Source organism: Vibrio sp. S/42/10 (assembly GCF_029890535.1).
In the GTDB taxonomy this organism is placed as follows: domain Bacteria; phylum Pseudomonadota; class Gammaproteobacteria; order Enterobacterales; family Vibrionaceae; genus Vibrio; species Vibrio cyclitrophicus.
Map to the genome: position 1 here is coordinate 24,732 of NZ_JAKMZC010000004.1, position 23,334 is coordinate 48,065.

Here is a 23,334-nt window from a genome sequence, read left to right on the forward strand (position 1 = left end):
ATTTTTAAACGTTATACCGAAACTTACCGTTTGGCTTCTATTTGCAGTTTTACTTAACCTCAATGGTTATCTAACGCTTTCTGTTTATCCTAAAAATGAACTACGAAAGTGGAATAGTGAGCTTCGGTATAAATCATAATTTTATAAGAGGATTAAACATGCGCATCATTCTTCTAGGTGCTCCTGGCGCGGGTAAAGGCACTCAAGCTAACTTCATCATGAACAAATTTGGTATCCCTCAAATTTCAACTGGTGACATGCTACGTGCTGCTATCAAAGCGGGTACTGAGCTTGGTAAGCAAGCAAAATCAGTAATCGACGCTGGTCAGCTAGTTTCTGATGAAATTATCCTTGGTCTTATCAAAGAGCGTATTGCTCAAGATGACTGCGAGAAAGGTTTCCTACTAGACGGTTTCCCACGCACAATCCCACAAGCTGATGGCCTTAAAGAAATGGGCATCGCTGTAGATTACGTTGTTGAATTTGACGTAGCTGATGATGTGATTGTTGAACGTATGGCTGGTCGTCGTGCTCACCTTCCTTCTGGTCGTACATACCACAATGTGTACAACCCACCTAAAGAAGAAGGCAAAGATGACATCACTGGCGAAGAACTAGTTGTACGTGATGACGACAAAGAAGAAACAGTTCGTGCTCGTCTAGGTGTGTACCACGATCAAACAGCTCCGCTTATTTCTTACTACGGTAAAGAAGCGGAAGCAGGCAACACTAAGTACCTTAAATTTGACGGTACTAAGCAAGTCGCTGAAGTTAGTGCAGAACTTGAGAAAGCACTAGCATAATTGGCTAACAGCCAGTTTTAGAATTTGATATATTAGAAGCGACCTTACGGGTCGCTTTTTTTGTTCCAAATTTTAGTACGATACCAATCTCGATAAGTTTGATTGCACATGATTCAAGATTATTAGTCCTGATGATAGATAGCAGTGTGGAGCTTGAGGTACCTCATGTTCAGAATGATTATTCAAACATTTGGTATACACAATGATCTTGAACTTATTCCGATTAGTATATTACTTTCCAGAAAATCACATATTAGTCTCAGGTATCTATGGAAAATAATAAAAAGCAGGGCGTTTTACTGGTGAACTTAGGGACTCCAGATTCGGCAACCCCGGCTGGCGTTCGTCGATTTTTGAGTGAATTCTTACATGACAAGCGAGTGGTAAACCTAACTCGTTGGCTCTGGTGTCCAATCCTGCATGGTGTAATCTTACCGATTCGAGCTCCGAAAGTGGCTAAATTGTATCAGTCTGTGTGGATGGACGATGGATCACCGCTGCTTGTGTACTCACAAAGACAAGCTGAGAAACTGCAGAAGAAATTGCAAATGCCTGTTGCGTTGGGTATGACTTATGGCAACCCAAGTCTTAAGACGGGTGTCGAACAGCTGATGGAGAAGGGCGTCGAAGACATCATCGTACTACCTCTGTACCCTCAGTACTCTGGAACAACGACAGCGGCTGTTTCTGATGGTTTAACTAAAGCCTTTAAACAGATGTCTGTGATTCCAAGCTACCGCTTTATTCGTGACTACTACGCGCATCCAAGTTACGCAAAAGCACTGGCTGAAAGCGTTCGTAGCCATTGGGATAAAAATGGCAGAGCCGATCATTTAGTGTGTTCTTTCCATGGTATCCCTAAGCGATTGGCAGATGAGGGTGATATTTACCCGCAGCATTGCGAAGCGACGACAAAATTACTGGCTGCAGAGTTAGAGTTGTCAGAGGACGATATTACCATGACGTACCAGTCTCGATTTGGCCGAGAAGAGTGGTTGAAGCCTTACACTGACGAGACGCTGGAATCACTGCCGAGCAAGGGCATCAAAAAGATCGATATCATGGCACCTGCATTCTCAGTTGACTGTCTGGAAACGTTGGAAGAGATTTCGGACCAGTGCAAAGAGACCTTCATTGAAGCTGGTGGTTCAGACTTTAGCTATATTATGTGTCTCAACGACAGGGACTCTCATATTGATATGATGGCAGAGCTAGTGGCGATTCATCGCTAACGACTGTTTACTGGCAACAGCACTTCACATAATAGAAATAAAAAAGGACTGCTCATTGAGCAGTCCTTTTTTATTTTGATGTTTCGTCTAGTAATAGACGCTTAGCTATTAAACAGCTGAAGCTTCTGTTGTTTTTGGTTCAGCTTCTAGCAAGGTGTTAGTTTCTACGCCATGCATCCATGACACGAGTTTACCAGCACACAGCAACAGTAATATGCCACTCACCGTTGCAGTAATCGCAATACCACTGAAAATAGACATAGCACCAAGCTCACCTACGTGTGAACCTACCAGGCCTGCTACGTAGTTTGCAATGGCGTTAAAGCCAAACCATGCCCCCATCATTAACGATGCTAGGCGAAGTGGAGCTAACTTAGTGACCAACGACAGGCCAATAGGAGATAGACAAAGCTCACCAAGAGTATGGAAGAAGAAAGCACCGACTAGCCAAAGCATGGATGTTTTGACTGTTAGGTCGCCACCTTGTTCCATTACTGCACCCATCATGCACACGAAGCCTAGAGCTAAGAAAAACAGAGCCATCGCAAATTTGACAGGAGAGTTTGGTTCGCGCTTACCAAGTTTGACCCAGAATGCGGCTATTAATGGCGCAAGTGTGATGATGAAGAACGGGTTCAGAGACTGGAACCAAGCAGCTGGTACTTCAAAATCGCCGATCATACGGTCAGTATATTGCTGAGTATAAATATTCATTAGGCCACCGGCTTGTTCAAAGCCTGCCCAGAAAACGATCACGAACAGACCCATAACCAGAATAACTTTTAATCTGTCGAACTCTTCTTTTGTGAGTGGCGTTTTCTCTTTCGACTTGTTCAGTGCTTTTGCTCGTGCAGCTGCTGGCACCGAACCGATGTTACCTAACCAAGATTGAGCCATCGTCATTTGCATAATCAGGCTAATGACCATACCAATACCAGCGGCAAGGAAACCTGCCTTCCAGCCGAAAGAGTCGACTGCAGCGCCTGAAATTAAGCCACCAAGTAGTGCGCCTAAGTTAATGCCCATGTAGAAAATGGTGAAAGCACCGTCACGTCGGTTATCGCCTTCTTGGTACAGATCGCCAACCATGGTCGAGATGTTTGGTTTAAACATGCCGTTACCACTGATAAGCAGCGCTAAACCAAGGTAAAGAGCGTTTACTTGGTCTAAGCCAATAAAACCATTGGGCAGAGCAAGTGTAAATTGACCAAGTGCCATTAATAGGCCACCAATCAAGATCGATTTACGTTGACCTAGGTAATTATCGGCAATCCAGCCACCAATTAATGGTGTGATATAGACTAAACCGGTGTAAATACCATAGAGATCGAGTGCGTCTTTTGTTGACCAACCAAGTCCACCGTTGAGGGTAGTGTCAGTTAAGAATAAAACCAGAATTGCACGCATCGCATAGTAGGAAAAACGTTCCCATAGCTCTGTGCTAAAAAGTAGAAATAGGCCTCTAGGGTGGCCAAAAATGTTGTGATTGCTTGGCATAAGTTTTACTAATTTTAGGTATTAAAAGATTTTATAGTTACTTATGTATACAGAGTAGAATAACCATCTGCAATAGGTGTGTTTTATGGTTACGACAACTTATTTTTTATAAGTGAATGATAATGTGAGGTTTTCTTTGTAATGTCACCCAGTTAACGCGTGCTGCAAACTAATTTTTCAAATTTGGTTTGGTGGCGTAATAAACAATTTAAGCGCGCCCCTGAATGGTTTAATTGTTATGTATCAGTTTGGTGTATTGCTTCGGGTTTTAAAGAGTATGCTATGCACAATAGGAGTGGCGTACACACGCTTACAATAATGCACCTTTTTATCTGAAAACGATCCCTGTACAATGCTTAACCACTTTTGCTACCTATAACTTTTTGTTGATAAATTGGTCTGCTACGCATTATTTCTTGCTTGCTCGATTCATTTTATTAATGGCGATTCAACCGTTTTAGGCATGTGGTAAAATATCTAAAAATATAAAATGGCTAGTAAAATGAAACGTTGGTATTTACTTTACTGTAAGCGTGGTGATCAAAAACGCGCGCAGTTGCACTTAGAAAATCAAGGGGTGGAGTGTTTTTATCCCCAAGTAGAAGTTGAAAAGGTTGTTCGAGGGAAAGAAAAGCAGGTCAAAGAACCGTTATTTCCATCTTACATCTTTGTTCGCTTTGATTATGAGCAAGGCCCAAGTTTTACGACGGTTCGCTCTACTCGTGGTGTTGTCGACTTTATTAAATTCGGATCTAGGCCACATGAAGTACAAGGTGATTTAGTGTTTGAGCTTAAAGAGTTCGAGAAATGTTTTAGTGACGATACTGAAGACTGTTGTATTGAGTTTGAATCAGGGCAAGTCGTGAAAATTAAGAGTGGTCAGTTTGCTGGTATTGAGGCTATCTATCATCAAAAAGATGGTGAGGCGCGTTCTATCATGTTAGTTAAGATGATCAGTCAAGTGGTACCTGTCAGTATTGAGAACGAGGCACTTCAAGCCCAAGCATAAGCGCAAGAATAAAAACAAGGCTTAATAAAAAAGGCGCATTATGCGCCTTTTTAGTGTTTAGCATTTATTCAAACGAAATCTCTTAGTAAGAGTCGTTGTGAACGGCTTGTACCGCACGACCAGATGGGTCTACACAGTTTTTGAATGACTCATCCCATTCAATGGCTTTCGCAGATGAACAGGCAACCGAAGGACCGCCAGGGACACATTCTGCTGCTGATTCTAGAGGGAATAACTCTTCGAAGATCTCACGGTAAGCGTAACCTTCTTTGGTTGTTGGCGTGTTGTAAGGGAAGCGGAATTTAGCGGCTTCCATTTGTTGATCCGTTACTTTTGCTTCAGCCGTTGCTTTCAACGTATCGATCCAATCGTAGCCAACGCCGTCAGAGAACTGTTCTTTTTGACGCCAAGCGATTGAGTCTGGTAGGTAGTCTTCAAAACACTCACGTAGGATGTGTTTCTCCATCTTACCGTTACCACACATTTTATCTTCAGGGTTCAGACGCATTGCTACATCAATGAACTCTTTATCTAAGAATGGTACACGACCTTCAACGCCCCATGCCGCCAGTGATTTGTTTGCACGAGCACAGTCGAACATGCTTAGAGCAAGTAGCTTACGTACTGTCTCTTCATGGAACTCTTTTGCGTTTGGTGCTTTATGGAAGTATAGGTAACCACCAAAGATCTCATCAGCACCTTCGCCAGACAGTACCATTTTGATGCCCATTGCTTTGATCTTACGAGCAAGTAAGTACATCGGCGTTGATGCACGAATCGTCGTTACATCGTAAGTCTCGATGTGGTAAATAACATCACGGATGGCATCTAAGCCTTCCTGAATGGTGTAAGTCATCTCGTGGTGCACTGTACCGATCTTGTCTGCAACTTCACGAGCAGCGATAAGATCTGGTGCGCCTTCAAGGCCAACAGCGAATGAGTGCAGTTGTGGCCACCAAGCTTCAGATTGCTCATCATCTTCGATACGCATTGCTGCAAAGCGTTTAGCGACTGCTGAAGTAATTGATGAATCAAGGCCTCCAGATAGAAGTACACCGTAAGGAACATCAGTCATTAGTTGACGTTTAACCGCTGCTTCTAGCGCTTCAGTTAGTTCTTCTTTGCTTGTGCTGTTGCCTTGTACCGCAGCGTACTCGTTCCAATCGCGGATGTAATAGCGTTGAGGTTCTGCATCTTTTGAAGAGTAGAAGCTACCCGGAGGGAATTCACTGATTGTTTTACATACTTCAACCAATGCTTTCATCTCTGAAGCAACGTAGTAGTTGCCGTGCTCATCGTAACCTTGATAAAGCGGGATAATACCAATATGGTCGCGGCCCACTAGGTACTCGTCTTTCTCTTCGTCGTATAAAACGAATGCGAAAATACCGTTAAGCTCTTCTAAAAGGTCTGCGCCCATTTCTTGGTATAACGCTAGGATTACTTCACAGTCAGAATCTGTCTGAAACTGGTACTTATCTTCATAGCGTGCACGAAGTTCTTTGTGGTTATAAATTTCGCCGTTCACTGCAAGAATGTGTTTTTTATCTTGGCTGTATAGTGGCTGTGCGCCACTGTTCAGGCCAACGATAGCCAAACGTTCGTGAGCGAGGATTGCTTTTTCACCAGCGTAGATACCAGACCAGTCTGGACCACGGTGACGAAGCTTCTTTGACATTTCTAAAGCAATAGGGCGAAGTGCTGCGGCATCACTTTTAATGTCGAGAATGCCAAATACTGAACACATAGAACTTCCTTTTAAATAATTTCTAAATTAACTGCATTCAATTTGCCATTCTGGCTAAAAAAAGCAACCAGATGTGAGCAAAAAAATAATATAAAGGGTGTTCTGTTAGAAAATATCTAATTATTTAGTGTTTTTGGTGTTTGCTATCTAATTGTGGTCGGTTTTTTGTACAGAAACCTCCCAAAAGTGCAAAAAAACAGCAAATTTGAGAGGTTTGGCAGAGGGCATTTAAGGTTAGGTTTTATCGATATTTGGGTTTAGTTGTTCGCAGACGTGTCGAGCAAAACCACTACCCGCTTCGCTGTAAATATTAAATGCCGCATCGACGCCATTCTCTTTCAGTGTTTCGAGCTGATCGGGATACTCAGCAATCGCCGCAATTTGACCTTTAAAGTGGCGTGACTTCAATTGCTCTAAGGCGGTTTGATTTCCTTGGTGATGAGGCATCGCCAAGATCACTAACTTCACGTTTGCTGTATCTAAGATACGCTCCCAGAAATCTGGGTCAGTTGCATCGCCAGAAATAACGTTTCTTCCTAGGTTTCTATGGTTGTGTGCCGCTTCTTCACGAACTTCGACACCTAAGCTAACCTTGCCATAGCGCGAACGTAATTCATCGTAGGCGCCAGTACCAATACGTCCCATACCTAGAATCAATACCTGTGCACGACCCGGGTCAATTCGTTTATCACGTTGGTTAAGTTTTTCAGCTGCATGCTCTTTTAACCAGCGGCCTGATTGTTGATAAAGTTTGTGGCCCGCTTTGTTTAGAGGCGCAGCGATCAAAAACGATAGCGAAACTGCAATCGCCACAGCCACCAAGATGTCACCAGACATCCAACCCATCTTAAAGGCTAAACCGCCAACGATAAGACCAAATTCACTGTAGTTAAACAGTGATAGAGAGGCGAGTAGGGATGTTCGAACACGGAATTTGAAGCGGTTGAGTACCAAGAAGTAAAGCACGCCTTTCACTGGCAGCAACAGCAAGAATAAGATGGCGAGCATGAAGCCTTGGATAGTAGGTTGCTCGGATAACCCAATATTCAAGAAGAAGCAAACGAGGAAAAGCTCTTTGAGGTTAAACAGCGATTTCGACAGCTCTGAAGCTTTTGGGTGACCTGCTAGCAACATACCTAAGATAAGAGCGCCCAAGTCTGGTTTTACACCTACAAACTGGAACAAGCCAGCACCAACAACTAATGCGAAAAAGATGCCGAACAGCACCAACATTTCACCGTGCCCAACCCAATCAAGGATTTTGTAGAACAGCGGACGTAAAAATGGTAAAGCGAAGAGTGCGATGGAGTACCACTCTGGAATCTTACCTGTCGATGCGGTCAAAAAGACCACTGCAAAGATATCCTGCATGACGAGAATACCAATCGCTAGCGTGCCATAGGTCGCGTTCATTTCCCCTTTCTCTTGCAGAGACTTCACCGCGAATACGGTACTAGAGAATGAGAGAGCGAAACCGAGTAGAACGATTTGTTCTATCGACATTGCTGCTAGAGACGAAATACCTAAGAATTTAAAACCAAACAGGGCTAAAGCAAAAAACAGAGTGGATAAAAGGTTATGGATGGTAGCACCGGCCCAGATCTCTTTAGAGAGTAGGGTTTTGATGTCTAGCTTTAAGCCAATTGTAAATAGGAGCAGGGTGACACCAAGGTCAGCCAAGGTAATGATGGTGTCATTGGTTTCAAAGCCTAGAGCGTAAAGCCCAAAACCTGCGACCAAAAAACCAACTAATGGAGGAAGGTGACACTTTAAAGCAATAAATCCTGCAATAAACGCAGTGGATATTAATATAAGTTCCATAACTTGTTGTTGTAGTTCCCTAGCTTAAAAAAACGGGCCGTGTTTATACAAACACGGCCCGCGGACAATCAGAATTGTTTTTCTTTAGTCTTCGAGTAGCTTTTGAAGTAACACACCGTTGAGCATGGCGCGCTTGATCATGGCAAAAGCTCCCATCGTAGGATGTTTATCGATCTGAGATGCTACAATAGGCAGGCCGCTATGGAAAGCCGTTAACGACTGATTCTCAACATTGCGCTTAATCGCAGGGAAAACAATCTCTTGTGCCTTAGTTATATCACCAGCAATGATAACTTTCTGAGGGTTAAATAAGTTAATCGTCATTGCGATAGCCTTACCTAACTGATTTCCTACTCGAACTAAGCTTTGCTTCGCTAGTTCATCACCATTAATCGCGTGGTCACAAACATCTTGAATCGTAATATGTTCAAGCTCGGTCAAAGAAGACTCATAGCCTTGCTTAATCAGTTTCTGTACTCGCTCAACAATGGCCGGGTTTGCCGCTACTGTTTCAAGACAGCCGAAGTTACCACATTGGCATTGCTCGCCGAGCGGATCAATTTGGATATGACCAATTTCACCCACGTTGCGGTTATGGCCTAGGAACACTTGACCATTTACAATAATGCCGGCACCTGTACCGCGGTGAACACTAACTAAAATAGAGTCTTGGCTATCTTTACTCGCACCGAAGTAGTGCTCAGCAAGTGCCATTCCTCTAACGTCATTACCCACAAAACAAGCAACATGGAATGTGTCACGAATAATGTCGCTTAATGCTAGGTTATCGATGTCTGTGTTTGGCATGTACTCAACAACACCTGTTGTTGGGTTAACCAAGCCAGGAAGAGTGACACCAATGGCAATCAACTGATCGATCTTTGGTTGATGTTCAGCAATGAAAGCCTTCAAGCTGTTGACCAAGCCTTGGGTAAGGTCTGATTGGTCTGAATAATTCAGGTCTTGTTGTTGGAAAGCCAATTCACGACCGCCAAGGTCATGCAGGCTTATTTGAATGTAGTCTCGCCCCAAACGCACAGCAACAGAATGAAAGGGTTCTACTTCTGTGGTTAGGGAAATAGCGCGTCTACCGCCAGTAGACGCTTGCTGCGCAACCTCTTTAATTAGGCCGCGTTCTAAAAGTTGGCGGGTAATTTTTGTAACACTTGCCGGTGCGAGTTGGCTTACATCAGCCACTTGTATACGACTGATAGGCCCTTGTTGGTCTATAAGTCGGTATACCGCCGCACTGTTTAGTTGTTTAACTAAGTCTACGTTACCTATTTGTCCGCCATTCATACTTAATTGTGCTCGTATTGTCCGTTAACAACAGTCGCTTTAACGTTAAAGTCTCGGTCAAATACGGCAAGGTTTGCAACCATGCCTTTTTTGATTCGACCTAGCTTGCTTTCTACACCGATAGCCTGAGCTGGGTATAGCGTAGCCATGCGAAGAGCTTCGTCTAAAGCGATACCAGCGTGCTCAACTGTATTCTGAACTGCTTCAATCATAGTCAGAGCTGAGCCGCCCAGTGTGCCGTTTTCATCAACACACTTACCATCACGGTAATATACTTTCTTACCGACAAAAATAAAGTATTCCATGTCAGCACCTGCAGGAGCTGTGGCATCCGTCACTAATACCAACTTTTCTCCTTTTATTTTATGTGCAATTCGGATGTTTGCGTAATCAACGTGGAAACCGTCAGCGATGATGCCAGCGTAAACTTCAGGCGTGTCGTAAATCGCGCCAACAACGCCAGGTTCACGACCAACCATAGGTGTCATAGCGTTGAACAGGTGAGTCGCGAAAGTGATGCCTGATTCAAAGCCTTGACGCGCTTCAGCGTAAGTGGCGTTGGTGTGGCCGATAGAAACCACTACGCCAGCTTTGTGTAGACGCTCAATATGTTCTGGGTCGTTGAGCTCAGGAGCCAGTGTTACTTTGGTCACAAGGTCACTGTTTTCACAGATAAGCTCAATCATTTCATTGTCAGATTTACGAATGTGATCGACACTGTGGATGCCTTTTTTCGCAACGTTTAGATATGGGCCTTCAAGGTGCAAACCTAAAGACTGGTTTTGGTATTGGTTGTGGTATTCACGAGCTGCCGTAATAACCGCGCGCATATCTTCGTCCGAAGAGGTGATTAGCGTAGGTAAAAAGCTAGTACAGCCCGATTTAAGGTTTGCTTTATGCATGATCTGCATTGTGTCAGCAGTGATCTCATCATTCAGCATTACACCGCCACAGCCATTCAGTTGTAGATCAATAAAACCCGGGCTTAGATTTGTACCATCTAGGTCACGGACCTCGATTCCTTCTGGTAATTCAGAGATAGGACAGACTTTTTTGATCAGTTCGTTTTCAATTACAACAGCATGATCGGTTAGAACATCACTACCAGTGTAAATTTTACAGTTACTTAGCGCGTACATAGTCAGCTAATCCTTATTTCGTGAGATCTTTTAAATTTGTTCGTTACCTAAATGTGGACTTAGTTTGCGAGCATCATTTACGTAACGATTTATCTTTTACGAGCAAACGTTTTTAAAATGAGAAACGTATTTAAGTGTTTGAAAAACAAATGAACAATTAGTTGATTTTATAGTTTTAAGCTAATGTTTTTCGGTTGTTTATTGGCATTTTCTACCTAAAATAACCGGGCATTAACCCAATCTTTATATTTGGATTTTATCTATAAATGTTCATTTTTTTGAATGATAAAATAAGTTTTATGATCTCGCTAGCAAAAACCTCTGGATTTGGTAAAAACTGGTGATTAGGATCACAAATGGTAAGGTTTTAATTTGCGGAGCAAAATTAATTGAATACACTGAATAGGACTAAATTGAGCGACTAAAATAAGTTTCTCAGACGAATTCTAAAAAATCCTATAGGGGGAAACAACTGGTGAATATTCTAGGATATGCACAGAAGCTAGGTAAAGCGTTAATGCTACCTATCGCAACGCTTCCGATTGCGGCGCTTCTACTACGTTTAGGTCAAGGCGATCTACTTGATATTCCATTTATGGCGCAAGCTGGTGGTGCTATCTTCGGTAACCTACCATTGCTTTTTGGTCTAGGTATCGCGATTGGTCTTTCTAAAGATGGTAACGGCGCAGCGGGTCTTGCTGGTGCAGTTGCTTACTTCGTACTAACAGCTACAGCAACGACAATTAACGCCGACGTTAACATGTCGTTCTTCGGCGGTATCTTCGCAGGTATCATCGCAGGTCACTCTTACAACGCCTTCCATGCAACACGTCTTCCTGAGTGGCTGGCTTTCTTCGCAGGTAAACGTTTAGTACCAATCATGGCCGGCTTATTTGCACTTGTTGCAGGTGCTGTGTCTGGTGTGGTTTGGCCTGGTGTTCAATCTGGTCTAGACGCACTAGCTCACGCAGTATCAACGTCTGGCGCTGTTGGTCAATTCGTTTACGGTACTCTTAACCGTGCACTTATCCCTGTTGGTCTTCACCACGTATTGAACTCATACTTCTGGTTTGGTATGGGCACATGTCAAGAAATCATCGTTGCTGGTCAAGGCGCATTCGCTGGTATCACTCAACTTTGTGTTGACCCTGCACTGGCTAAAACACTAATTGTTGGTCAAGAGCACACGTTCACATTCGCTAACTCTGTTACTCCAGAAATCACAACTGTTGTGAAAGAAGTGACTGAAACAGTTAAATCTGGCGACCTACACCGTTTCTTCGGTGGTGATAAAGGTGCTGGCGTATTCATGAACGGTTTCTTCCCTGTAATGATGTTTGGTCTGCCAGGTGCTGCACTTGCAATGTACCTAGCTGCTCCTGCTGAAAAACGTAGTCAAGTTGGTGGCGCACTGTTCTCTGTTGCATTCTGTTCATTCCTAACAGGTATCACAGAGCCGCTAGAATTCATGTTCGTATTCCTAGCTCCTGCTCTATACGCAATGCACGCTGTATTTACTGGTCTGTCTCTAGTTGTTGCTAACATGTTTGGTACTTTGCACGGTTTCGGTTTCTCTGCTGGTCTTATCGACTTCGTATTGAACTGGGGTCTAGCAACTAAACCATTCACTCTACTATTGATTGGCTTAGCATTCGGTGCTCTATACTTCTTCACTTTCTCTTTCGCAATCCGCGCTTTCAACTTGAAATCGCCAGGTCGTGAAGATGATGACGAAGCTGTAGCGGCTCCTGCTGGCGACGCACCAAAAGGTGAGGTTGCACGCCAATACCTAAAAGCACTAGGTGGTCACGAAAACCTGACTTCAATCGATGCTTGTATCACTCGTCTACGTCTAACGCTAAAAGACCGCTCTATCGCTGATGAAGTTGTTCTTAAGAAGCTCGGCGCTAAAGGTGTGGTTAAACTAGGTGAAAACAACCTACAGGTTATCCTAGGTCCACTAGCTGAAATTGTAGCTGGCGAAATGAAAGCTATCGGTGCAGGTGAAGACCTATCTGATGTAAAACTTCCATAGTAAGGGAAGTACTTAATTAAGACGTAAAGTTACTCTTAAGTAAGTGTCAAATTGAAAGCCTCCCACATGGGAGGCTTTTTTGTGCCTGTTGTTTAGAGCCAGTGAACAATGTTCGTTCTATTCTTCATCGAATCGGAGAAATATTCACAATTAAAGGACGGTTCTTATTGTGCAAAGGCGCAGAATTGTGGATGATTAGCAACAATGATCTTTCTATCTTTGACAGGCAATAAAAGCGGCCTTTGTCTCGGATATGAAAGATAACTTTCTCTGACAATACTAAATACATAGAGGTGCTATAGATGAGTGAAGCTGAGGCTCGTCCATCGAATTTCATTCGCCAAATTATTGATAAAGATTTAGCGGATGGTACACACAGTAGCGTGCATACTCGTTTCCCGCCGGAGCCAAATGGCTACCTGCACATTGGTCACGCTAAATCTATTTGCTTGAACTTTGGTATTGCTCAGGACTACCAGGGACAATGTAATCTTCGTTTCGATGATACAAACCCTGAAAAAGAAGACGTTGAATACGTTGAGTCAATTAAGAATGATGTAAGCTGGTTAGGCTTCGAATGGTCTGGTGATATTTGTTATTCATCAAACTACTTCGATACGCTTTACGCTTATGCTGTGGAATTAATTAATAAAGGCTTAGCGTATGTTGACGAGCTAAGTCCTGAGCAGATCCGTGAATACCGTGGCACGTTAAAAGAGCCTGGTAAAGCGAGTCCATATCGTGACCGCAGCCCTGAAGAGAACCTAGCGTTGTTTGAAAAAATGCGTGACGGTGGCTTTGAAGAAGGTAAAGCGTGCCTACGTGCTAAGATCGACATGAGCTCTTCATTTATGGTGATGCGCGATCCTGTTATCTACCGTGTTCGTTTTGCTCACCACCATCAGACAGGTGACAAGTGGTGCATTTACCCAATGTACGACTTCACACACTGTATCTCTGATGCACTAGAAGGCATTACCCACTCTATCTGTACGCTTGAATTCCAAGATAACCGTCGTTTGTATGACTGGGTGCTAGACAACATCACGATTGATTGCCAACCTCGTCAGTACGAGTTTAGCCGTCTGAATCTTGAATACACGGTAATGTCGAAGCGTAAGCTGAACCAGCTTGTGGTTGAAAACCTAGTTGAAGGTTGGGACGACCCTCGTATGCCAACTATCTCTGGTCTACGTCGTCGTGGTTTCACTTCAAGCTCTATCCGTGAATTCTGTAAGCGTATTGGTGTGACTAAGCAAGAGAACATGATTGAGTTCGGTTCACTTGAATCTTGTATCCGTGATGATCTGAACGAAAATGCACCTCGTGCAATGGCTGTTCTGGATCCGGTTAAGATCGTTATCGAAAATTACGAAGCAGACGCAGTAGAAACGCTAACCGTTGCAAACCATCCAAACAAGCCAGAAATGGGCACTCGTGAAGTACCATTTACGCGTGAAATTTGGATTGAACGTGATGACTTCCGTGAAGAAGCAAACAAAAAGTATAAGCGTTTGGTTCTAGGTAAAGAAGTTCGTTTACGTGGTGCTTACGTGATTAAAGCTGAACGTATCGAAAAAGATGCAGAAGGCAACATTACGACTATCTTCTGTTCTTACGATCACGAAACCTTGGGTAAGAACCCTGCAGATGGCCGTAAAGTGAAAGGCGTTATCCACTGGGTATCGGCTGATAAAGCATTGCCTGCTGAGATTCGTTTGTACGATCGTCTATTCACCGTGGCAAACCCAGCTGCTGCTGATGACTTTGCTGCAACGCTCAACCCTGAATCACTTGTTACACTTAACGGTTTTGTTGAACCTAGCCTAGCTGAAGGTGTAGCAGAGCAAGCGTACCAGTTTGAACGAACAGGTTACTTCTGTGTAGATTCGAAAGATTCTAAAGCAGCTGCACTAGTATTCAACCGTACGGTTGGTCTACGCGATACTTGGGGAAAAACTGAAGCTTAATCGCTAAAGTGATTCGCTTTCGATAAGCACCCTAATAAAAAACCGGCTTAGAGCCGGTTTTTTTGTATCTGAATAAAGTCGTCAATTATAGAATAAGTTGCGATTAATCGTCTTATGTAGTGACCATATAAAAAACGCCGGCCCAAGCCAGCGTTCTATGTTACTTCTTCGCTTTATGCGCGTCTGGATTGCCTTTGCAATCTCCGGTAATGCTCTTTCCGTATAAGTACAAACTGTGGTTTGTCAACTTCACGTTGTAACGCTCTGCAATTTCTTTTTGTCTTTCTTCGATAAGGTCATCAGAGAATTCGATAACTTCGCCACAGTCTAGACACACTAGGTGATCATGGTGGTGCTGTGTTGAAAGTTCAAATACAGACTTACCGCCTTCAAAGTGGTGACGCGTTACGATACCTGCGTCATCGAATTGGTTAAGCACTCGATAAACGGTAGCAAGGCCAATCTCTTCACCTAAGTCGATCAGCTTTTTATATAAATCTTCAGCACTAATATGTTGGCAGTCTGGCTGTTGTAATACTTCTAAAATTTTGAGCCGTGGAAGGGTCACTTTAAGACCAGCATCTTTTAGCGCTTGATTATTGTCTGACATATACTTTCCTGTTGATGATCTGCCGCAATTAACAGAATTCAATATTAATACCATTATAGTTTAGTCAGGCATAACAATAAACCACGAACTTCAAAGGGTTACTCACTGACATCACAATCTGTTTTGTAAAATAGAGGCATCTCACTTATAGTGGAGGTTCGACCAGTCAAGGTGACGGTGTTTCTGATATGAACATGGAATGTTGTTATGAATAAGCAACTCGCAAAAATCTACAAACCGAACATTGTAAAATTCGCACTCAATATTTGGCCACCTTTCTGGGGAGCGGGTATTCGTATTGCTCATATAAGCCCTGACTTTAGAGTCGTTAAGACGATATTAAAGCTACGCTGGTGGAACAAAAACGCCAATCGCACTCAATATGGCGGCAGCATATTTTCTTTAACTGACCCTGTTTACTCTTTGATGTTAATGGGAATTTTAGGTGAGCGGTATTATGTTTGGGATAAGGAAGCGAGCATTAACTTCATTAAGCCTGGTCAGTCTGACTTGTACGCCGATTTTGAAATCAGTCAGGGGCAGCTTGATGAAATTTATCGTCAGACACAGCTTGGAGAAAAATGTTTCCCTGAATTTGTTATCTATGTGAAGGATAAGAAGGGGAATGTGGTTTCAGAAATTCAGCGCACTCTGTATGTTAGAAAGAAACCGCAGTTTAGAGAGGATGACGACGGATTAGAAGCTGAATGCTAATCCGGCGATATAAATAGTAAAAAACCTCCTAAATGGAGGTTTTTTCATATCTGTATAATCGTGACTAATTAGTCACGATTAGTGAACGGGCACTAGTCTTCTAGCTCTGCTAAGCACATTTCTTCATGGATTTGTTTAACCCAATTAGAAACGCGTTCGTCAGTCAGTTCAGGTTGACGATCTTCATCGATACATAGACCAACGAATTGGCTATCATCGCCTTCAACTAAACCTTTCGATGCTTCGAATTCGTAGCCTTCAGTTGATGTGTGACCTAAGATAGTACCGCCTTTTGCTTCAACGATGTCACGGATAGTACCCATAGCATCACAGAAGTATTCTGCGTAATCTTCTTGGTCGCCACAACCAAAGATAGCAACAAGCTTCGTTGAGAAATCAATAGCTTCTAGCTCTGGGAAAAAGTCATCCCAATCACATTGTGCTTCGCCGTAGTACCACGTAGGGATACCAAGCAGCAGTAGATCGAAGTTATCGATATCTTCTTTGCTGCTTTTTGCAATGTCTTGAACGTGAACGAGCTGCTTGCTCAATTGCTTTTGAATCATCTTAGCAACAGCTTCAGTGTTACCTGTATCGCTACCAAAGAAGAGACCTACACTTGCCATAGAATCATTACCTTTAATTTTGTCTGTTGTCGGTGTAACAAAGTTCGGAGGAAATCGTTAGATCCCAGTTCCTTCCCAGCTTAGTTGGATTATCCCTTTAGCGATAAAACCTGCGCAGCCAAGGAAAAGTACTAACCATACAATACGACGACCAAATGCAGGAACATTTCCCTGCTTTAGAACGTCCTTAATTGCCATACCGATTAAAAAGAAAATCGCGGCAAACAGGAGATCTAAACCAATAGATTCAATGATGTTCATGTAGTCGTAAAGCATGGGAACCTTATATACCAATTTTGCTTGGGCGCACTATATCACTGTTGTGAGATAAAGTTAATCTGCAGTGATTGCACAGTTCTCATTTATCTGCATGAAAAAGAGCAGTTAAGCGATGAATTTTCTGATTACTCTGAGTACTTCAGCTGGTTTTTCTGCATGCAGCCAGTGCCCAGTATTCGCAATGACATGAGCCTTAGCGTTAGAAAATTGTTGTTGAACCGCGGCTTGATGATCGGCAGTGAGGTAATCAGAATCACCGCCTTTTATTAGCAATGTTTTGACCGAGGTTTTATCTACGGGTTCCCAACCAATAATCTGGGGGTAGTTATTCAATAGTGATGCCACGTTAAAACGCCATTCCATAATGCCTTGTTCTGTTTTGAACAAAGATTTTGTTAAGAACTGACGAACCCCGTCGATCTCGATATGTTTTGAGAGGATCTTTAGCGCATCCAATCGTGAGGTCGGCTTTTCTTCGATAACCGCTTGCAGACCGGCGAATACGTTGTCGTGGCGACTTTGGGTGTATGCGACCGGTGCCATATCTAAGACAATCAACTTATGCAGTGTAAGATGCTGTGTCAGTGCCATCGCTACTTTGCCACCCATAGAGTGACCAATTACAGTGACGTCTTTTAACTCAAGGTCACGCAGCAATTGGGCAACATCTTGGGCCATTGCTTGATAATTATGGGTTTCGCTATGGAAGGATTGACCGTGGTTGCGTAGATCGATGCTAAGTACCTGATGATCGGCTTTTAGATCCCTAGCGAGCAGGCCAAGGTTGTCCAGATTACCGAATAATCCATGGATCAAAACAATGGTGTGACCCTCACCTTCAATTTTATAGTTGAGCTGTACTGACATTTTTATCTTATTCATGGTGGGTTTGACGTAGAGTATCCGCGCGGATCTCGCTATAATCCCCCAGAGTTTAAACATTGAGATTGTGAAAAGCGAATGAAAACAATTGAGGTTGATGAGGACCTATACCGTTTTATTGCGGGTCAGACAGAACGTATTGGCGAAAGCGCTTCAGATATTCTGCGCCGCTTGTTACAGGTTGATAGCCAAGGCATGGTTCCGATCGATGAGATCGTTGAACCAAAAGGTATCGTTGTTAGCAAAGAGGTAGGCTTTACTCCAGAGAAGTTCGATGGCGTTAAAGAAATGCGCTCACTACTAATATCAGATGAGTTTGCATCACTAAAGAAAGCCATTGATCGTTTCATGCTTGTGTTATCAACACTGCATAAAATCGACCCTTTAAGCTTTTCAGAAGCAACTCAAGTAAAAGGCCGTAAGCGTGTTTACTTTGCAGATAACGAAGAGACGTTGTTAGCAAACGGGAATACAACCAAGCCTAAAGCGATTCCACACAGTCCTTTTTGGGTTATTACTAATAATAATACTAGCCGCAAAAGACAGATGGTTGAGCAGCTTATGAGCCGCATGAATTTCCAAGCAGAATTGATAGAAAAAGTAACAGGTTCAATTTAAAGAAATCTGATTTAAACCTCATAATATCCATGGATAAGAAGATATTATGAGGTTTTTTTGTTTTTAAATTTTATATATAAGGATGTCGAAAAATGGCTATGCACCCTCGTGCCGGGCAAAAAGCTCAGCAGGAAGATCTTCATAATATTCCGGCTTTAGTGGCTAACTATTTCTTACAGCAACCGGATGCTAGTAACCCTGAGCATAAAGTTCTATTCGGTACTTCGGGTCACCGTGGTACAGCAGACAAATCAACATTTAACGAAAACCACATTCTCGCGATCGCACAAGCGGTGGCTGAAGTTCGTGCTGAACAGGGTACAACAGGCCCACTTTTCTTAGGTAAAGATACTCACGCTCTATCTGAGCCTGCGTTTTCTACTGTTATCGAAGTGCTTGTAGCGAACGGTGTTGAAGTTATTATTCAAGAAAAAAATGGCTTTACTCCAACACCAGGCATCTCGCACGCGATCCTTACGCATAACCTAGTAAATGATAAAAAAGCCGACGGCATTGTTATCACACCTTCACATAATCCACCTCAAGACGGCGGTATTAAATACAATCCGACACACGGTGGCCCTGCTGAAGCTGAGCTAACTCAAGCGATTGAAGATCGTGCGAACGTCATCATTGCTGAGAAAATGCAAGGTGTTAAACGTACCCCTATCACGCTAGCTAAACAGTCTGATTTAGTAAAAGAAGTTGATCTCGTTGCTCCTTACGTTGCTGACTTGGTTAACGTGGTTGATATGGAAGCGATTCAGAAAGCAAACATCAAAATTGGTGTGGATCCACTAGGTGGTAGCGGCATCGATTATTGGCGTCAAATTGGTAAAGCGTACAACTTAGATCTTACTTTGGTAAGTGAAGCTGTTGATCCTTCGTTCCAGTTTATGTCTTTAGATAAAGATGGCGTGGTTCGAATGGATTGTTCTTCTCCGTACGCGATGGCAGGTTTACTGGCCCTTAAAGACGATTATCAATTAGCGTTTGGTAACGACCCTGATTACGATCGCCACGGTATTGTTACACCAAAAGGCTTAATGAATCCAAACCATTTTCTAGCAGTGTGTATCGACTATTTATACCGTAACCGTGAAGGTTGGGGTAAAGACGTTGCTGTTGGTAAGACGTTAGTATCAAGCGCTCTGATTGACCGCGTTGTTGCTGATTTAGGCCGCGAGCTTTGCGAAGTGCCAGTTGGTTTCAAATGGTTCGTTGATGGCCTTTATAACGGTCAGTTTGGTTTCGGTGGTGAAGAAAGTGCGGGTGCATCTTTCTTACGTAAAGACGGTACGCCTTGGTCTACAGACAAAGATGGCCTGATTCTTTGCTTACTTGCGGCTGAAATCACAGCCGTTACTGGTAAGAACCCACAAGAGTACTATGAAGAACTTGCCGCTAAACACGGTGAATCTAAGTACAACCGAATTCAAGCAGTCGCTAATGGCGCACAAAAAGACGTGCTTAAAAAGCTCTCTCCAGAGATGGTTTCTGCTGAGACGCTTGCTGGGGATGCAATTACTGCACGCCTAACACACGCTCCAGGTAACGGTGCTGCGATTGGTGGCCTTAAAGTGACAACTGAGAACGGTTGGTTTGCTGCTCGTCCATCAGGTACTGAAGACATCTACAAGATCTACTGTGAGAGCTTTAAAGGTGAAGAGCACCTAAAAGCAATTGAAGCAGAAGCTCAAGAGATTGTGAACCAAGTATTTGCAGCGGCTGGTCTATAATCGATTACGATTCATAGAATTATCAAGCAAATAAAAAGGGTTGATGTGAAAGCATCAGCCCTTTTTATTTGCGCTGGTTGCGTGTAAGCGGGAAAAGCAAAATGAGTTAGCTTAGGCGGCTAACCGTGTGGCCAACTTTGTGGCATCACAAACCAGAATTGCCCAGATTGGGTTTGCCCATGTACAAAGCGCTCACCAAACTCAGTAAGAGGTTCACTGGTGAAGTCATCAGTACCCGCAGCCCATTCCTCTTTGCTGAGAGGGTAGAGCGCTTCAGTGATTAAATGGGCTTGGTTTTGATAGCACCAAAAACCGTTTACTTGACTTGAGTTAATGTCGTAGCCTAAACATTCAGTAGGTATTTTTTGATCTAAGAATGGGTTGGTATAGAGACGACCCTGCATGAGGAGATGTTTTGAGTCGACATCGATCTCTGGATATTGTTCAAGAAAGGCCGTTGAAGACGACATACCCAATTGGTGGTCCAACATTCGATCGAGCTTCTTATCTAATTGGTCGTGAGAGTTCGGACCAAACCATGTCTGTTCATGGAGTAGATAAAACTTAATCGCTACTTCCCAATGTTGCAGTTTTTGGCTGTTCTCTTCTTCGAGAATAAAGTCGATAGCACCTAGTGTTCTACCTTCGACATTGATCTGAATCTCATCGTGCTTGATTGAATAATTATCCGAAGCAATGATGACTTGTTCACATAGGTGTTGGTAGAGAAAGCCTAATCTAGGATTACCATTATAAGTATGTGATTCGTCGATTTCTAGGTGGCTTGAGAATGCACCGAGATCAGATATGGGCGGCTTGATTTCCAATAATGGCGGTGAGTCGATAACCCATTGGTAAAAACGTTGCAGTGCTGTCATCTCTTCCTCATAAACATAGCTCTTTATAAACGTAGATCTTTATAAACATGGCCCTGGGGCTTTCGACATTCTACCCGTAAATTGATATAACGGCGTTATTATAAAGGTAAGCTGGAAATAAAAATGCATAACATACAATTAGAAAAGCTACTGAACGAAAAACTGCAGCCACAGCAGATTAAAGATTACTGCCCGAATGGTCTTCAAGTCGAGGGGGCTTCTGAAGTGAAGCGCATCGTTACTGGTGTAACGGCCTCTCAAGCTCTGATTGATAAAGCGGTAGAATTGAATGCCGATGCTTTGTTGGTTCATCACGGTTTCTTTTGGAAAGGTGAGTCAGAAGCGATTCGAGGCATGAAGGGCAAGCGCATTCGTACTCTGATTAAGAATGACATTAATCTTCTAGGTTATCACTTACCTCTCGATATCCACCCTGAACTTGGTAACAATGCTAAGCTCGCTGAACTGCTTGATATTGAAGTTGAAGGTGGCTTGGAAGGACATCCACAATCGGTTGCAATGTTTGGTAAATTAAAAACACCAATGACAGGTGAAGAGCTTGCTGCAAAGATTGGTCAAGTTTTGAATCGTATACCGTTACATATTGCTCCTGAAAACACCGATAAAATGATTGAAAAGGTAGGTTGGTGTACTGGCGGTGGCCAAGACTACATTGAACTAGCGGCTTCTCAGGGTATTGATGCATTTATCTCTGGTGAAATTTCAGAGCGCACGACTTACTCAGCACGTGAGCAAGACATCCATTATTTTGCTGCGGGTCACCATGCAACAGAGCGATATGGCGTGAAGGCATTAGGTGAGTGGCTAACGAAAGAGCACGGTTTAGATGTCGAGTTTATTGATATTGATAATCCTGTGTAAAACAGGTAAGTGATTGGGAATATCTAGTCGATTGTAGCTTTTGCAAAGAAAGAATTTTTATAAGAGTACAGTTGGTAAGGTTAGGTAAAGATTCAAAGTATCCCGTATAAAAGAAAAGGGGTTGATGTTCTCACATCAACCCCTTTTAACATTATGCTTTATAGCAACTACTCACGTTCGTGAAGTGCTTTAAAGTCACGTTGTTCTTCACCAGTATACAGCTGACGAGGACGACCGATACGGTTCGTCGGATCGCTGTGCATTTCATTCCAGTGAGCAATCCAACCGATAGTACGAGACATCGCGAAAATTACTGTGAACATTGATACTGGAATTCCGATTGCTTTCAGAATGATACCTGAGTAGAAATCTACGTTCGGGTATAGCTTCTTAGAAACAAAATACTCATCAGAAAGGGCAATACGCTCAAGTTCCATTGCTACATCGAGTAGCGGATCTTGTATGTTTAACTCTTTAAGTACTTCGTGACATGCTTCGCGCATTACTGTTGCACGTGGGTCATAGTTTTTGTAAACACGGTGACCGAAGCCCATCAAACGGAATGGGTCATCTTTGTCTTTTGCTTTCGCAACATATTCTTCAATGTTATCTACACTACCAATCTCTTCGAGCATACGTAGGCAAGCTTCGTTTGCACCGCCGTGAGCAGGCCCCCAAAGTGATGCGATACCTGCCGCAATACACGCAAACGGGTTAGCACCAGATGAACCGGCTAGACGTACTGTGGACGTTGAAGCGTTCTGTTCGTGGTCTGCGTGTAGTGTAAAGATTTTATCCATTGCACGTGCAACGATAGGGTTCACTTCATATTCTTCACATGGGTTTGCAAACATCATATGTAAGAAGTTTTCTGCGTAGCCTAGGTCGTTACGTGGGTAGATAAACGGTTGACCTATTGAATATTTGTAACACATTGCTGCCAGCGTTGGCATTTTTGAAATTAGGCGATAAGCCGCAATTTCACGGTGTGTATCGTTGTTGATATCAAGTGAGTCGTGGTAGAACGCCGCTAGAGCGCCTACAACACCACACATTACAGCCATAGGGTGAGCGTCACGACGGAAGCCGTGGAAGAAACTAGCAATTTGCTCATGCACCATAGTGTGACGTGTCACGGTAGTCTTGAACTTTTCGTATTCAGTTCGAGAAGGGGCTTCACCGTATAGAAGTATGTAACATACTTCTAAGTAATCAGCGTTATTGGCAAGTTGGTCAATTGGATAACCACGATGTAAAAGGATACCTTTTCCACCGTCAATAAAAGTGATTTGAGACTCACAAGATGCAGTGGCAAGAAAACCAGGATCAAAAGTAAAAAAACCATTAGAACCTAGTGTACGAACATCGATCACTGGTGTACCAAGTACACCCTCTGTAATCGGCAGTTCGATCGGCGCATGACCTTCAATGTGAAGGGTAGCTTTCTTATCCGCCATAACAATCTCCTTTGTTTATTATTTTATCCGTCCAGGATGTTTATGTGCCATTTTTTTACTGGTCTTACGTCCGAAAGTCAATTTTTCTGCAGCTTTG

20 protein-coding genes are annotated in these 23,334 nt (G+C 43.1%); 9 read left to right on the forward strand and 11 right to left on the reverse strand.

All coding sequences use genetic code 11. The features are described 5' to 3' along the window. Positions 1 to 158: 158 nt before the first annotated feature. On the forward strand, positions 159 to 803 hold the full coding sequence (adk, locus tag L8S15_RS05945) for an adenylate kinase (protein ID WP_009847341.1): 645 nt from the start codon (positions 159 to 161) through the stop codon (positions 801 to 803). Between the two features lie 269 nt (positions 804 to 1,072). Continuing rightward, a complete protein-coding gene (hemH, locus tag L8S15_RS05950) occupies positions 1,073 to 2,035 on the forward strand; it encodes a ferrochelatase (protein WP_010436714.1) in 963 nt (320 codons plus the stop codon). A 108-nt stretch (positions 2,036 to 2,143) separates the two neighbouring features. On the opposite strand, the gene L8S15_RS05955 is transcribed toward hemH, so the two are convergent. Next, a complete protein-coding gene (locus L8S15_RS05955) occupies positions 2,144 to 3,532 on the reverse strand; it encodes a peptide MFS transporter (RefSeq protein WP_010436716.1) in 1,389 nt (462 codons plus the stop codon). A 502-nt stretch (positions 3,533 to 4,034) separates the two neighbouring features. Here L8S15_RS05955 and rfaH point away from each other — a divergent pair. After that, positions 4,035 to 4,541 carry a transcription/translation regulatory transformer protein RfaH gene (gene rfaH / locus L8S15_RS05960; protein ID WP_010436718.1) on the forward strand — a complete coding sequence of 169 codons (507 nt, stop codon included), beginning with the start codon at positions 4,035 to 4,037 and terminating at the stop codon, positions 4,539 to 4,541. An 82-nt stretch (positions 4,542 to 4,623) separates the two neighbouring features. Here the strand turns inward: rfaH and asnB are convergent, their stop codons facing one another. The 4 genes from asnB to nagA all read right to left on the reverse strand — a co-directional run bounded on the left by asnB (position 4,624) and on the right by nagA (position 10,547). Further along, positions 4,624 to 6,288, reverse strand: coding sequence for an asparagine synthase B (asnB, locus tag L8S15_RS05965; RefSeq protein WP_016767477.1), 1,665 nt, complete (start codon positions 6,286 to 6,288; stop codon positions 4,624 to 4,626). Between the two features lie 234 nt (positions 6,289 to 6,522). Beyond that, a complete protein-coding gene (locus L8S15_RS05970; protein WP_280572075.1) occupies positions 6,523 to 8,109 on the reverse strand; it encodes a cation:proton antiporter family protein in 1,587 nt (528 codons plus the stop codon). 84 nt (positions 8,110 to 8,193) lie between these two features. Then, the gene (locus L8S15_RS05975) at positions 8,194 to 9,408 is read right to left on the reverse strand and encodes an ROK family protein (RefSeq protein ID WP_010436729.1); all 1,215 of its coding nucleotides are present in this window, start codon (positions 9,406 to 9,408) and stop codon (positions 8,194 to 8,196) included. 2 nt (positions 9,409 to 9,410) lie between these two features. Further along, a complete protein-coding gene (gene nagA, locus L8S15_RS05980; protein WP_016792472.1) occupies positions 9,411 to 10,547 on the reverse strand; it encodes an N-acetylglucosamine-6-phosphate deacetylase in 1,137 nt (378 codons plus the stop codon). A gap of 475 nt (positions 10,548 to 11,022) precedes the next feature. Here nagA and nagE point away from each other — a divergent pair, with 475 nt between their 5' ends. After that, positions 11,023 to 12,582 carry an N-acetylglucosamine-specific PTS transporter subunit IIBC gene (gene nagE, locus L8S15_RS05985; protein WP_032554553.1) on the forward strand — a complete coding sequence of 520 codons (1,560 nt, stop codon included), beginning with the start codon at positions 11,023 to 11,025 and terminating at the stop codon, positions 12,580 to 12,582. Positions 12,583 to 12,884: 302 nt separating this feature from the next. After that, positions 12,885 to 14,552, forward strand: coding sequence for a glutamine--tRNA ligase (glnS, locus tag L8S15_RS05990; protein WP_280572076.1), 1,668 nt, complete (start codon positions 12,885 to 12,887; stop codon positions 14,550 to 14,552). Between the two features lie 160 nt (positions 14,553 to 14,712). Here the strand turns inward: glnS and fcrX are convergent, their stop codons facing one another. Next, positions 14,713 to 15,162, reverse strand: coding sequence for a ferric iron uptake transcriptional regulator FcrX (fcrX, locus tag L8S15_RS05995; RefSeq protein ID WP_010436739.1), 450 nt, complete (start codon positions 15,160 to 15,162; stop codon positions 14,713 to 14,715). 207 nt (positions 15,163 to 15,369) lie between these two features. Here fcrX and L8S15_RS06000 point away from each other — a divergent pair, with 207 nt between their 5' ends. Then, the gene (locus tag L8S15_RS06000; RefSeq protein WP_010436742.1) at positions 15,370 to 15,876 is read left to right on the forward strand and encodes a DUF4442 domain-containing protein; all 507 of its coding nucleotides are present in this window, start codon (positions 15,370 to 15,372) and stop codon (positions 15,874 to 15,876) included. A 92-nt stretch (positions 15,877 to 15,968) separates the two neighbouring features. Here the strand turns inward: L8S15_RS06000 and fldA are convergent, their stop codons facing one another. The 3 genes from fldA to L8S15_RS06015 form a co-directional block, all read right to left on the reverse strand. Then, the gene (gene fldA, locus L8S15_RS06005; RefSeq protein ID WP_010436745.1) at positions 15,969 to 16,502 is read right to left on the reverse strand and encodes a flavodoxin FldA; all 534 of its coding nucleotides are present in this window, start codon (positions 16,500 to 16,502) and stop codon (positions 15,969 to 15,971) included. Between the two features lie 57 nt (positions 16,503 to 16,559). Then, positions 16,560 to 16,778 (reverse strand): DUF2788 domain-containing protein, encoded by a 219-nt coding sequence (locus tag L8S15_RS06010; protein ID WP_010436749.1) that lies wholly within the window; start codon positions 16,776 to 16,778, stop codon positions 16,560 to 16,562. A gap of 108 nt (positions 16,779 to 16,886) precedes the next feature. Then, positions 16,887 to 17,648 carry an alpha/beta fold hydrolase gene (locus tag L8S15_RS06015; protein ID WP_280572077.1) on the reverse strand — a complete coding sequence of 254 codons (762 nt, stop codon included), beginning with the start codon at positions 17,646 to 17,648 and terminating at the stop codon, positions 16,887 to 16,889. 93 nt (positions 17,649 to 17,741) lie between these two features. On the opposite strand from L8S15_RS06015, the gene seqA reads away from it, so the two are divergent. After that, a complete protein-coding gene (seqA, locus tag L8S15_RS06020) occupies positions 17,742 to 18,281 on the forward strand; it encodes a replication initiation negative regulator SeqA (RefSeq protein WP_010436756.1) in 540 nt (179 codons plus the stop codon). A gap of 92 nt (positions 18,282 to 18,373) precedes the next feature. After that, positions 18,374 to 20,020 (forward strand): phosphoglucomutase (alpha-D-glucose-1,6-bisphosphate-dependent), encoded by a 1,647-nt coding sequence (pgm, locus tag L8S15_RS06025; RefSeq protein WP_010436758.1) that lies wholly within the window; start codon positions 18,374 to 18,376, stop codon positions 20,018 to 20,020. 119 nt (positions 20,021 to 20,139) lie between these two features. Here pgm and L8S15_RS06030 read toward each other — a convergent pair whose 3' ends face one another. After that, positions 20,140 to 20,898, reverse strand: coding sequence for a DUF1853 family protein (locus L8S15_RS06030; protein WP_016767483.1), 759 nt, complete (start codon positions 20,896 to 20,898; stop codon positions 20,140 to 20,142). Between the two features lie 123 nt (positions 20,899 to 21,021). On the opposite strand from L8S15_RS06030, the gene L8S15_RS06035 reads away from it, so the two are divergent. Continuing rightward, positions 21,022 to 21,780 (forward strand): Nif3-like dinuclear metal center hexameric protein, encoded by a 759-nt coding sequence (locus L8S15_RS06035; protein ID WP_016790827.1) that lies wholly within the window; start codon positions 21,022 to 21,024, stop codon positions 21,778 to 21,780. Positions 21,781 to 21,947: 167 nt separating this feature from the next. Here L8S15_RS06035 and L8S15_RS06040 read toward each other — a convergent pair whose 3' ends face one another. Further along, positions 21,948 to 23,237 carry a citrate synthase gene (locus tag L8S15_RS06040; RefSeq protein ID WP_010436764.1) on the reverse strand — a complete coding sequence of 430 codons (1,290 nt, stop codon included), beginning with the start codon at positions 23,235 to 23,237 and terminating at the stop codon, positions 21,948 to 21,950. Between the last annotated feature and the right edge of the window lie 97 nt (positions 23,238 to 23,334).

Bases quoted from the DNA above. Each gene is read 5' to 3' on its own strand.
- adk (WP_009847341.1), top strand. From the start codon at position 159: ATGCGCATCATTCTTCTAGGTGCTCCTGGCGCGGGTAAAGGCACTCAA.
- hemH (WP_010436714.1), top strand. From the start codon at position 1,073: ATGGAAAATAATAAAAAGCAGGGCGTTTTACTGGTGAACTTAGGGACT.
- L8S15_RS05955 (WP_010436716.1), bottom strand. From the start codon at position 3,532: ATGCCAAGCAATCACAACATTTTTGGCCACCCTAGAGGCCTATTTCTA.
- rfaH (WP_010436718.1), top strand. From the start codon at position 4,035: ATGAAACGTTGGTATTTACTTTACTGTAAGCGTGGTGATCAAAAACGC.
- asnB (WP_016767477.1), bottom strand. From the start codon at position 6,288: ATGTGTTCAGTATTTGGCATTCTCGACATTAAAAGTGATGCCGCAGCA.
- L8S15_RS05970 (WP_280572075.1), bottom strand. From the start codon at position 8,109: ATGGAACTTATATTAATATCCACTGCGTTTATTGCAGGATTTATTGCT.
- L8S15_RS05975 (WP_010436729.1), bottom strand. From the start codon at position 9,408: ATGAATGGCGGACAAATAGGTAACGTAGACTTAGTTAAACAACTAAAC.
- nagA (WP_016792472.1), bottom strand. From the start codon at position 10,547: ATGTACGCGCTAAGTAACTGTAAAATTTACACTGGTAGTGATGTTCTA.
- glnS (WP_280572076.1), top strand. From the start codon at position 12,885: ATGAGTGAAGCTGAGGCTCGTCCATCGAATTTCATTCGCCAAATTATT.
- fcrX (WP_010436739.1), bottom strand. From the start codon at position 15,162: ATGTCAGACAATAATCAAGCGCTAAAAGATGCTGGTCTTAAAGTGACC.
- L8S15_RS06000 (WP_010436742.1), top strand. From the start codon at position 15,370: ATGAATAAGCAACTCGCAAAAATCTACAAACCGAACATTGTAAAATTC.
- fldA (WP_010436745.1), bottom strand. From the start codon at position 16,502: ATGGCAAGTGTAGGTCTCTTCTTTGGTAGCGATACAGGTAACACTGAA.
- L8S15_RS06010 (WP_010436749.1), bottom strand. From the start codon at position 16,778: ATGCTTTACGACTACATGAACATCATTGAATCTATTGGTTTAGATCTC.
- L8S15_RS06015 (WP_280572077.1), bottom strand. From the start codon at position 17,648: ATGTCAGTACAGCTCAACTATAAAATTGAAGGTGAGGGTCACACCATT.
- seqA (WP_010436756.1), top strand. From the start codon at position 17,742: ATGAAAACAATTGAGGTTGATGAGGACCTATACCGTTTTATTGCGGGT.
- pgm (WP_010436758.1), top strand. From the start codon at position 18,374: ATGGCTATGCACCCTCGTGCCGGGCAAAAAGCTCAGCAGGAAGATCTT.
- L8S15_RS06030 (WP_016767483.1), bottom strand. From the start codon at position 20,898: ATGACAGCACTGCAACGTTTTTACCAATGGGTTATCGACTCACCGCCA.
- L8S15_RS06035 (WP_016790827.1), top strand. From the start codon at position 21,022: ATGCATAACATACAATTAGAAAAGCTACTGAACGAAAAACTGCAGCCA.
- L8S15_RS06040 (WP_010436764.1), bottom strand. From the start codon at position 23,237: ATGGCGGATAAGAAAGCTACCCTTCACATTGAAGGTCATGCGCCGATC.